This window comes from Pyxidicoccus trucidator, assembly GCF_010894435.1.
GTDB classification, from domain to species: Bacteria; Myxococcota; Myxococcia; order Myxococcales; family Myxococcaceae; genus Myxococcus; species Myxococcus trucidator.
In genome coordinates, this window is the sequence record NZ_JAAIXZ010000044.1 from 1 (window position 1) to 9,532 (window position 9,532).

The 9,532-nt window shown below is 71.1% G+C and carries 11 protein-coding genes; 7 read left to right on the forward strand and 4 right to left on the reverse strand.

The features are described 5' to 3' along the window. Positions 1-237 precede the first annotated feature (237 nt). Positions 238-1,392, forward strand: a complete 1,155-nt coding sequence (locus G4D85_RS48225; RefSeq protein ID WP_164021855.1) for a hypothetical protein — start codon at positions 238-240, stop codon at positions 1,390-1,392. Continuing rightward, positions 1,389-1,988 carry a hypothetical protein gene (locus G4D85_RS48230; protein WP_164021857.1) on the forward strand — a complete coding sequence of 200 codons (600 nt, stop codon included), beginning with the start codon at positions 1,389-1,391 and terminating at the stop codon, positions 1,986-1,988. The genes G4D85_RS48225 and G4D85_RS48230 overlap by 4 nt, the downstream gene beginning before the upstream one ends. Before the next feature lie 78 nt (positions 1,989-2,066). On the opposite strand, the gene G4D85_RS48235 is transcribed toward G4D85_RS48230, so the two are convergent. Continuing rightward, positions 2,067-2,474: a response regulator gene (locus G4D85_RS48235; protein ID WP_164021859.1), complete on the reverse strand. Its 408-nt coding sequence runs from the start codon at positions 2,472-2,474 to the stop codon at positions 2,067-2,069. A gap of 12 nt (positions 2,475-2,486) precedes the next feature. Next, positions 2,487-2,939: a DMT family transporter gene (locus G4D85_RS48240; RefSeq protein ID WP_164021861.1), complete on the reverse strand. Its 453-nt coding sequence runs from the start codon at positions 2,937-2,939 to the stop codon at positions 2,487-2,489. A gap of 149 nt (positions 2,940-3,088) precedes the next feature. Between G4D85_RS48240 and G4D85_RS48245 the strand changes: the two genes are divergently transcribed. Together G4D85_RS48245 and G4D85_RS48250 are read left to right on the forward strand one after the other, a co-directional pair. Next, positions 3,089-4,468: a DEAD/DEAH box helicase family protein gene (locus tag G4D85_RS48245; protein WP_164021864.1), complete on the forward strand. Its 1,380-nt coding sequence runs from the start codon at positions 3,089-3,091 to the stop codon at positions 4,466-4,468. A 1-nt stretch (position 4,469) separates the two neighbouring features. Then, positions 4,470-5,684: a DUF790 family protein gene (locus G4D85_RS48250; protein WP_164021866.1), complete on the forward strand. Its 1,215-nt coding sequence runs from the start codon at positions 4,470-4,472 to the stop codon at positions 5,682-5,684. 20 nt (positions 5,685-5,704) lie between these two features. On the opposite strand, the gene G4D85_RS48255 is transcribed toward G4D85_RS48250, so the two are convergent. Next, positions 5,705-6,073 carry a helix-turn-helix transcriptional regulator gene (locus tag G4D85_RS48255; protein WP_164021868.1) on the reverse strand — a complete coding sequence of 123 codons (369 nt, stop codon included), beginning with the start codon at positions 6,071-6,073 and terminating at the stop codon, positions 5,705-5,707. 74 nt (positions 6,074-6,147) lie between these two features. Between G4D85_RS48255 and G4D85_RS48260 the strand changes: the two genes are divergently transcribed. From G4D85_RS48260 to G4D85_RS48270, 3 genes are all read left to right on the forward strand, one after another. Then, positions 6,148-6,576: a response regulator gene (locus tag G4D85_RS48260; RefSeq protein WP_240359951.1), complete on the forward strand. Its 429-nt coding sequence runs from the start codon at positions 6,148-6,150 to the stop codon at positions 6,574-6,576. Between the two features lie 153 nt (positions 6,577-6,729). Further along, complete coding sequence (locus tag G4D85_RS48265) at positions 6,730-7,224, forward strand: hypothetical protein (RefSeq protein ID WP_164021870.1); 495 nt, start codon at positions 6,730-6,732, stop codon at positions 7,222-7,224. 419 nt (positions 7,225-7,643) lie between these two features. Next, the gene (locus tag G4D85_RS48270) at positions 7,644-8,483 is read left to right on the forward strand and encodes a metallophosphoesterase family protein (protein WP_164021872.1); all 840 of its coding nucleotides are present in this window, start codon (positions 7,644-7,646) and stop codon (positions 8,481-8,483) included. A 157-nt stretch (positions 8,484-8,640) separates the two neighbouring features. On the opposite strand, the gene G4D85_RS48275 is transcribed toward G4D85_RS48270, so the two are convergent. Then, a partial coding sequence (locus G4D85_RS48275) for a PPC domain-containing protein (RefSeq protein WP_205526039.1) occupies positions 8,641-9,532 on the reverse strand: 892 nt, incomplete at its 5' end.

Consider the following 9,532-nt stretch of genomic DNA (forward strand, 5'->3'; position numbering starts at 1 on the left):
GCCCCCGCTCCCCCCAACCGCCCCTGCCCGCCGTACCGCGTCGTTGCCAGCTGTCCTGACGATAAGCATCCGCCGTGCCAGCGCCCAAAGAGGCCGGAAAGCGTTGGAGTCTCCATGGGTTGGACGTGCCCTTCACGGCAGGTGGGTGTCGGGCCCCGAGGGAAACCGGAAAAAACTCCGGCCCCCCAGGGTGAGCGTCCTAACGTGCCACGCGCCTGTTGAGGTGGAGGACACGCTTTGCGCCTGCCGGTCGCCGCAGCACTGCTCGCCCTCGTCGCCTGCTCGCGGACGACGGAAGGCCCCACTCCCCGATTGCAGGGGGTCATCAACCCCCGCACCCGCAACGTCACACCCCCACGCATCTGCAGCGGGCAGGGAGGCGAGCGTGGCTGGCGCGTCGAGGTGGCCGGTGAGGGCTTCGCCCCCGTGCCCGGGGATGCGCTCACCGATGAGCCGATAGCGGCCCTGCCGGAGGTGACACTCCGCGGCCCCACCACGCTCACCCTGGAACGGGAGCGCGTCTTCTACGTGCGCCCGGAGTTGCTGCTGGTGGACGTTCCCACGCGCGACTCCACACCTCCGGTGGAGCTCCTCGCGGGCAGCTACGCGGTGGAGGTGAGCAACCCCGTGGGCGGCAGCGCCTCACTGGCGGACGCGCTGGTGGTGGTGGCCCCGCCAGTCGTCACCCGCGTGGTGCCGCCGCCGGATGGCTACTCGTTTGGCTCGGCCAGCCCCATCGTCATCGAGGGCACGGACTTCCAGCCCGGCACCTTCCCCGTCATCGTCCTGCGCGGCGCCGACGGGACGACGCAGTCGCTGTTCACCCTCAGCGTCGCGTCGCCCACGCGCATCGAAACGGAGATTCCGCCCGGCACGCCCGAGGGCACCTACGACGTGGTGCTCACCAGCCCGGAGGGCTGCGGCGCCACGATTCCCCAGGCGCTGACCATCACCTATGAGCGGCTGGGCACGCTCACCGTGTCGCCGCGCTTCGGCAGCGAGCTGAGCAACCAGACCCTCACCCTCACCAACGCCCCCACCGGGGAGCAGCGCGCGTTCTCCGGCGCGCCGGAGCTCTTCCTGCTGGCGCCCGTGAAGACGGCGCCCGCGGAGGTGCAGCGGATTCCACTGCGGGACATCACCTTCGTCTCGCCCACCGAGGTGACGGCGGTGGTGCCCACCTGCTCCGGCTTCGAGGAGCCCGGCATCGACCCGCAGTGCCGTACGGGCATCCTCCCCGGAGGCCCCTACGCCCTCGAAGTCGCGGACCCCGGAGGCGCGGTGGGCGAGGTGCCGGGCATCCAGGGCTTCACCGTCACCGAGGCAGGGACAGAGGGACTGGCCCCCGGGTGTGCACACGCCTCCCCGTCCTGCGGAGCGACTGGACCATGAACGCCCTTGCCCTGTTCGTCGCGCTCACCGCGCTCACCTCGGCCCCCCCCGCCTCCAGCGGCAACACCCTGCTCGCGCCGAAGGTGGGCTTCTTCAAGAGCACCACGCCGCTGAGCGGTGACCTCTACCTGGCCGCGGAGGTGGGCTACATCACCCCGCTGCTGGACCGGCGGCTCGCGGTGGTGCTGGAGGTGAGCTACCACCGGCCGAAGCTGTCGGGCGCGCTGACGGACCCGCAGCTCGGAGGCTTTGGCACGCCGCCGGATGCGAGCTACTCGGTCGCCGTGCGCGAGGTGGCCTTCCTGTTGTCGGCCGTGTTCCGCTTCGAGAAGGCGCTCGGCACGCTCACGCCGTACGTGGGTGGCGGCCCGGGCCTGTACCTGCACGACGCCACCTCGGACATCTTCGGCACCGTGGCGACGGAAGGTGACGGTGGCTTCGGCCTGCAGGCGCTGGCCGGACTGGAGCTGCCGCTGGGCCCGGGGGGCGCCTTCTTCGAGGCGCACTACCACTTCGCGCCGGTGGACCTCGTCACCACGGGGGACGTGAATGCGGGCGGCTTCCTCGCGAGCGTGGGCTACCGCCTGCGCCTCTGAGCCGCTCCGCTCAGAAGCTGCCCATCATTCCGCCCACGACGCTTCCACCCCGGGTGCTGGCCACCCGGGGCGTCACCGTCACGCCTGTCCCACCGGGGTCCGCAGCACGCGAATCAGGTCCTGGGCGAGCAGGTCATCCATGGCCTGCTTGAGCGCGCTGAGCAGGTGATGGAGGGCCTCGGTGGTGTCACCGTGGGCCTCGCGCACGCGCTCGTGGCGGCCGTCGAAGATGCGCAGCCGACCCGGCACGAGCGCGATGACGGGCAGCACGGGGTGGCGCTTGCGCAGCAGCCCCAGGAACAGCGGATGGTCCTCGTCGGGCCGCCGCAGGTCCACCACCACCAGCACCGGCGGCTTGGAGGAGATGGCGGCGAACGCATCATCCGCGTCGCCCGTGGCTGACACGGAGAGCCCCGGTTCCTCGAGCATGCGCCGGAGCAGCTCGCGCGAGGCGTTGTGGGGACTGACGATGAGGACGCGGCGCATCTTGTGGAGAATCTAGCCCTTCCACACCGCGATTGCGGCCCCCGCGAACGCGAGCGCCGAACCCACCACCCGGGCAAGCGTCGCCGGGCGACCTTCCACCATGGCATCCCACACGAGGCTGGTGAGGAGCTGCGCCGCCATCAGCAGCAGCGCGGACTGCACCGCGCCCAGCCGGCCGATGGCCCACGGCATGCCAATGACGATGAGCACCCCACACAGCCCCGGCACCAGGTGCCAGGGGGTGAAGCCGTCGAAGAAGCGGCCCTGGCCGGTGGAGGCCTCGGGCCAGAAGCCCGGCACCGTGCGCGCCACCGCGTACACGCCAAAGGTGGCGACCGTCGCCACCACCATGTTCACGAGGACGGCGCTCAGCAGCCCCGACTGGCCCGCGAAGCGACGGTTGAGACCGGCCTGGGCCACCACGGCCAGGCCGCACAGCAGGGGAACGAGCGAGATGAGGCGCATGCGGCGCGCTGGGTACCGTGAACGCTCCCACCTCCGCAAGCCGTCTCTCGAAGGTGGGGGGCCGTGGGGACGAGCGGCCGCACTACTCTCCAGGTCTTTCTTGATGGTGGCGAAACGCGGGTTAACGGGCTACTCCCCCCTGCGCGTCCATGGGCACCCCCACCGAGCTCCACTTCGACTGCGGCACCCTGGTGGCCCCCGTGTTGCCGGACGACGCTCGCCTGCTTGCCCTGTTCCAGAAGGACGGGCGCACCGGCGTGTACCGCGCGCCGGCCTGGCACTACCGCGACGTGGTGCTGCGGCTGCGCGAGCTGGGCCTGCCGTACGAGGACAAGGCGAAGCGCTTCGAGCCGCTGGAGCTGGAGCTCACCTCCCCCATCACCCCCTTCCCCCACCAGCGCGCGGCGCTGGACGCGTGGACGAAGGCCGGAGGCCGGGGCCTGGTGGAGCTGCCCACGGGCGCGGGCAAGACGCTGATGGCGGTGCTGGCCATCGCCCACGTGAAGCGCCCCACCCTGGTGGTCGTCCCCACAATCGACTTGATGGCGCAGTGGCAGGGCGTGCTGGCCCGTCACTTCTCCGTGCCGGTGGGCATGCTGGGCGGAGGCGTGAGCGACAGGCAGCCGCTGACGGTGACGACATACGACTCGGCGACGCTGCAGACGGAGTTCCACGGCAACCGCTTCGGCCTGCTGGTGTGCGACGAGTGCCACCACCTGCCGGCGCCCAGCTACCGCTTCGTGGCGGAGGGCTCGCTGGCGCCGTACCGGCTGGGGCTCACCGCGACGCTGGAGCGCACCGACGGCGGCGAGCGCGTGTGCGAGGAGCTGCTGGGCCCGCGGGTCCACCGCTCCGACATCCGCGAGCTGCAAGGCGAGTACCTCGCGCCCTACGAGGTGAAGCGGGTGGAGGTGCCGCTGACACCCGACGAGAAGGCGCGCTACGACGCGGCCCGGCTGCTCTATGTGACGTTCGTCCGCAGGCTGGGAGTGCAGCTCTCCGCGCCGGACGGGTGGGCGCGCTTCCTGGCGCAGAGCCAGCGCAGCGACGAGGGCCGCGCCGCGTACCGCGGCTACCGCGAGCAGCGGCGGATTGCCCTCACCTCCAGCGCCAAGCAGGAGGTGCTGTGGCGCATCCTCATCGAACACCGTGAGGACCGCGTCCTCGTCTTCACCGACGACAACGAGACGGTGTACACGCTGGCGCGGCGCCTGCTGCTGCCCGCCCTCACGCACCACACGCCGGTGCCGGAGCGCAAGGCGCTGCTGGCCGCCTTCGCGAGCGGCGAGCTGCCGGTGCTCCTCACCTCGCGCGTGCTGAACGAGGGCGTGGACGTGCCCGAGGCGCGCGTGGGCGTGGTGCTCAGCGGCAGTGGCAGCGTGCGCGAGCACGTGCAGCGGCTGGGGCGCATCCTCCGCAAGCGCCCGGGGAAGCGGGCCCTGCTGTACGAGGTGTGCTCGGCGCAGACGGCGGAGAGCGGCATCAGCGAGCGGCGGCGCCAGCACGACGCCTACCAGGAGGAGCCCTGAGGTGCTGACGAAAGAGCTCCTCTCCTACCGGGTGCGCGAGGGCGTGCTGCGCCCCGCCTACGTGAAGCGCGACGACGCGGCGCTGCTCGGCTTCGCCCAGGAGCTGCTGGCGGAGGTGGAGTCCTCGCGCGGCTTCAAGCTCGACGACGTGGAGGAGTCCTTCGGCCTGAAGGCCGGGGCCTTCACCCGGCCGAAGGTGGCGCGCGGGCTGGTGAAGCTGCTGATGGACCGGCTGCTCTTCGACGAGCCCTCCCCCGGCGTGGGCGAGGCGCGGTGGGAGCGGCTGAAGCTCGCGGCCGGAGTCCTGCGCACGCTTCAGCCGGACACGACGGTGGAGGCGTACGAGGCGTTGCTGTCGGCAGCCCTGCCCGTGCCGCTGCCCGAGGTGCGTGAGACGCTGTACGCGGACCTGCCCGGACACCGCCGGCTGGTGGGCTGGGACGGCGAGCCCCTCACGGCGCAGGCGCTGGTGGACCGCTACAACCTGGGGCTGGCGCAGGGCCCGCTGCTGACGGCGCGGCGCCTCACGCTGCGGGCCCTGGCGCCGGAGCTGCTGCGGGTGCGCAAGGTGCTGCGGTGGCTGAAGTTCTGCCGGCTGGTGGCGGAGGTGCGGCGCGTCGGCGAGGACTGGACGCTGGAGGTGGAGGGGCCGGGGGCGATGCTGGCCATGCAGAAGAAGTACGGGCTGCAGCTGGCCTCGTTCCTCTCGGTGGTGCCGGTGCTGGCGCGCTGGGAGCTGACGGCCACGGTGGAGACGGCGCGCAAGCAGGCCACGCTGGCGCTGAGCGACAAGGACCCGCTGCTGTCGCCGCTGCCGGCCGCGCTGGGCCACGTGCCCGAGGAAGTGGCCTCCCTGGCCGAGGGCTTCGAGGACGAAGCGTGGGAGCTGGACCTCACGCCGCTGCCCCGTCACATGGGCGCCGCCGGGCTGTGCGTGCCGGACCTGACGTTCCGTCACCGCGAGTCAAGGCGAGAAGTGGCGCTGGAGCTGTTCCACGCGTGGCACGCGGCACCGCTGGCGCGGAGGCTGGAGGAGCTGCGCTCACGGCCGGACGGCGGGCTGCTGCTGGGCGTGGACCGGGCGCTGGCGAAGGCGGCGGGAGCGCGCGAGTCGCTGGAGGCCCACCCTCAGGTGGTGCTCTTCAACGGATTTCCCTCGGCGAAGAAGCTGCGCGAGCGGCTGGCGCGGCTGGGTGCGGAGGGGCCCGGGAGATGAGCGGCGGCGGCGAGCGGGCGTCAGCTTCCCTTCGGCTTGAACTGGGCGGCGAGCACGCTGAGGATGCGGATGGAGCTGCGGTCGAGCTGGCGGGCACGGCGCATGAGGCGGCGCAACTCCGCGGACTCGCCGTAGTCGCTCGGAGGCTCCGCGGCCCACTTCACCTCTTGAGACGGCTTGAGGCCCAGCGCCTCGTCGGCGGAGATGGAGAGCACCACGCACAGCCTGCGGAACGTCTGGATGCTCGGCAGCATGTGGCCGCGCTCCAGTCGGCCATACACTTCACTCGCGATGCCGATGCGCTCCGCGACGTCCGCCTGCGTCAGGTTCAGGCGGGTCCGGGCGAGGCGCGCGGCGCCTCCAAGTCGGGATGCGAGGGTCTTTTCCATGTTCGTTAACCTACCGGGTCCGCCTATGTCGATATGACTTGAGAGGTTGGCATCCAAGAACTTCCTGAGTAGTCTTGAAGGCAAGCAACCTCGTGCGTCGCGCCAACCGCACGGGTCATGTCGTGGTGGAAGCGAAGAACATGCTGACGTTCCTGTTCGTGGACGAAGACCCTCGCTCACTCGCGGCGCTGCGGCGCCTGGTGAGGGACTTGCCCGGCTGCAAGCGCTTCGCGAGAGGCGTGGCGGAAGCGCTGGCCCTCGTGAGGGAGGAGCCGCCCTCGGTGGTGGTGAGCGGAGACCTGTTACCGGATGGTGACGGGTTGGGGCTGCTGGAGCAGGTGCGCGCGCACTACCCACGCACGGCCTGCGCGCTTCACGCGGTGCGGCCGCCGCGGACCGCGCTCGCTCGCGGCATCGCCTGGATGGACCGCGCCGCGCCCCCCGCCGAGCTGCATGCGCTGCTGCGCGCGCTGGGCGCGGGGGTGAGTGTCAGGCCGGCCTGAGACGTCGGGCTTCCCCTCGGAAGGTGAAGCGGAGGGCGCACTCGAGACCGTACGGGTCGGGCGGGTGCGCACGAGTTCCCCCGCGGGTGCGTGCCGGAGAGGATGAAGCGCGAGGCGTGACACCCGTGGTCGGGCCTGCCGCCGGAGCGCACGGTGCTGCGGCTGGTGGTGGACGCGGACTCCGCGGAACGACAGGTGGAAGTGCGCCGCCGCCCCCGTCCCTGGCCGCGCGCACTCATGCGGGCGGAGTCCCTGCGCGAGGAGAACCTGCGGCTGAGCCAGGAGATGGAGTCGCTGCGAGAAGAGAACCTGCGGCTGCGCCTGGCCATGGCCCCGCTTCTCTCCCCTCCATCCGGACCTGTGGGACTCGGCAAGTTGTTCGAGGACGGGCCGCTGAATACGGCAGACCTCGTGGTGCGCCGCATCGAATTGACGCTCGCCCGTCTCCCGGCCCAGTCCCTCCGGATACGCGCGGCCTGGACCTATCGCCTCGGCGCGCAGGCGGCATTGGTGTTGGAGGACACAGAGAGAACGGGTGCAAGGGTGCTGAGCGCCTGGGTGGATGTGCGTCTGGCCCGGGCGACCGGGGGCACATCGCGCTGGGAGCGAAAGCACTTCGGAACGAGATTCGTGGACCCTTCATGTTGAGGGTCCAGGACTCAGAGGGAGGACAGACCGTCACGCTGCGAAACATCGTCTTCCCGTGAGGAGCCTAGCCGACACCTCAAACCCAAGATGAGCCGCGACCGTTGTCTGCCAGGGCAGCGGCGGAGGTACTGGCACCGGGCAGCAACCAGAAGCGCTGCCTGGCCGGCGCACGCGGGGACCTCCGGTCCAGTCGGGAACACCTCGCAACCCCGCCCGTCATGGAGCCGGAGCGGAAGGAACCGTCATTCCACCTGCCGCCCGCCCCGGGCCGGAGCCCCCCCTGCGCGAGCCGGAGCGGAAGGAACCGTCATTCCGCCTGTCGGTCGCCCCCGGGCCGAGGCCTCCTGCGCGAGCCGGAGCGGAAGGAACTGGAGACGACGGCTGCCCGGGGCACGGGGTAAGGTGCCGGCTCTCGCGCCATGAAGCTCTACGCCATCAGCGACCTCCACCTGCGCCACGCCGACAACAAGCAGGCGCTCCAGTCCATCCCCGCGCACCCCGACGACTGGCTCATCGTCGCCGGAGACGTGGGCGAGACGCTGGCGGAGATGGAGCTGATGCTGCGCACGCTCACCGAGCGCTTCCGGCAGGTGCTGTGGGTGCCGGGCAACCACGAGCTGTGGACGATGCCGTCGGAGCAGCCGCAGTTGCGCGGCGAGGCGCGCTACCAGCGGCTGGTGTCCCTGTGCCGCAGCTACGGCGCGCTCACTCCAGAGGACCCGTACCCGCGCTGGCCCGGCGAGGGTCCGCCGCGTGTGCTCGTCCCCATGTTCCTGGGCTACGACTACACGTTCCGTCCGGACCACGTGCCTGCGGACAAGGCTCTGGAGTGGGCGTGGGAGGAGGACCTCCTGTGCACGGACGAGGTGCTGCTGCACCCCGAGCCGTACCTCAGCCGCTCAGCCTGGTGCGCCGCGCGCGTCGAGTCCACGCTGGCCCGCCTGCAAGCGCTGCCGGCGGACTGCGCCACGGTGCTCATCAACCATTACCCGCTGCGCTACGAGCACGTGCGCCTGCCGCGCATCCCCCGCTTCTCCATCTGGTGCGGCACGAAGCGCACCGAGGACTGGCACACCCGCTTCCGGGCAGAGGTCGTCGTCTCCGGGCACCTGCACATGCCGGCCACGCTGTGGCGGGACGGCGTGCGCTTCGAGGAGGTGTCGCTCGGCTACCCCATGCAGTGGAAGCACCGCGGCGGGGGCGGACTGGAGCGATTCATGCGGGAAATCCTCCCCGGCCCCGCCGTGCGTCCGACCTGAAGCCGCGCCGACGTCCGCGTCCCCCGTCAGCCGCCGAGCTCCGAGCGCCGGCCTCCAGCAACCCCGCAAACACGAAGCCCCGGGCGCCGCGTGAAGCGGGCTGCCCGGGGCCTCATTGACGCGGCTCTCGCCACGCCCTTACTTCAGGCTTCGACTACTACAGGAACGACGCGATGAGCGCGATGCCGTCGTAGCCGCCCTTCGCACCGTAGACCTCGATGTAGTACTTGCCGGCCGGCACGTTCAGGAGGTTGCACACCTCGGACTGGTGCTCCTTCACGCTGCGGCAGTCGTACTCGAACTTCGTCGGGGCCGAGGCGGACCGGACGTACAGGTCGGGGTTGCCCTCGCCCTGGCCCGTCTGGATGTACAGGCTGTTCCGGCCGGTGCCAGGCCGACGCTCCGGGACCTGAATCGTGAACACCTGCGAGGAGCCAGCCACGCCCGACAGGGGCTTGATGGGCACGCCGCTCTGCATGGCCACGTAGCCACCCTTCCAGGTGACCGTCAGCGTCGCGCCAGAGTACGCGCTGAAGCCGTTCAGCATCACGTACCAGGTGCCGTGCTGCGGCGCGGGGAACGGGCAGGACTCCGCGTTGCCCGAACGGTACGGACGGCAGTCGTAGGTGGTCGTGGTCGGCGCGTTGTTGTAGCGAACGTACATGTCCGCGTCGCCCGTGCCGCCGGACAGCGTGAAGGTCAGGTCGTACGCGCCCTCGGGCACCGTCACGGAGAAGTACTGCTTCTCACCGCGACCGCCAGACAGGTTCGTGGCCGGCACGTCCTTCTCGATGGGGGTGGAGACCGGGGGAGGAACCGGCACGCCCACGCCGACCGCCTTCCACGCGTTGCCCACCGAGGCGATGGTCGCCGCGTCGTAGCCCAGCTGCGCCGCCGCCTGCTCCGTGGCCGTCTTGGCGGCCTCGAAGTTGGAGGACGGCAGGAGGAGGTCGACGTTCGCCTTGTAGAAGATGCGAGCGGCCTTCTCGATGCCGATGCCAGCGACCACCTGGGTGGTCTTGGCGCGCGGGTGCGTGCCACCCTGCGAC

Coding starts and splice junctions, on each gene's coding strand:
- G4D85_RS48230 (WP_164021857.1), top strand. CDS start 1,389: ATGAACGCCCTTGCCCTGTTCGTCGCGCTCACCGCGCTCACCTCGGCC.
- G4D85_RS48235 (WP_164021859.1), bottom strand. CDS start 2,474: ATGCGCCGCGTCCTCATCGTCAGTCCCCACAACGCCTCGCGCGAGCTG.
- G4D85_RS48240 (WP_164021861.1), bottom strand. CDS start 2,939: ATGCGCCTCATCTCGCTCGTTCCCCTGCTGTGCGGCCTGGCCGTGGTG.
- G4D85_RS48245 (WP_164021864.1), top strand. CDS start 3,089: ATGGGCACCCCCACCGAGCTCCACTTCGACTGCGGCACCCTGGTGGCC.
- G4D85_RS48255 (WP_164021868.1), bottom strand. CDS start 6,073: ATGGAAAAGACCCTCGCATCCCGACTTGGAGGCGCCGCGCGCCTCGCC.
- G4D85_RS48270 (WP_164021872.1), top strand. CDS start 7,644: ATGAAGCTCTACGCCATCAGCGACCTCCACCTGCGCCACGCCGACAAC.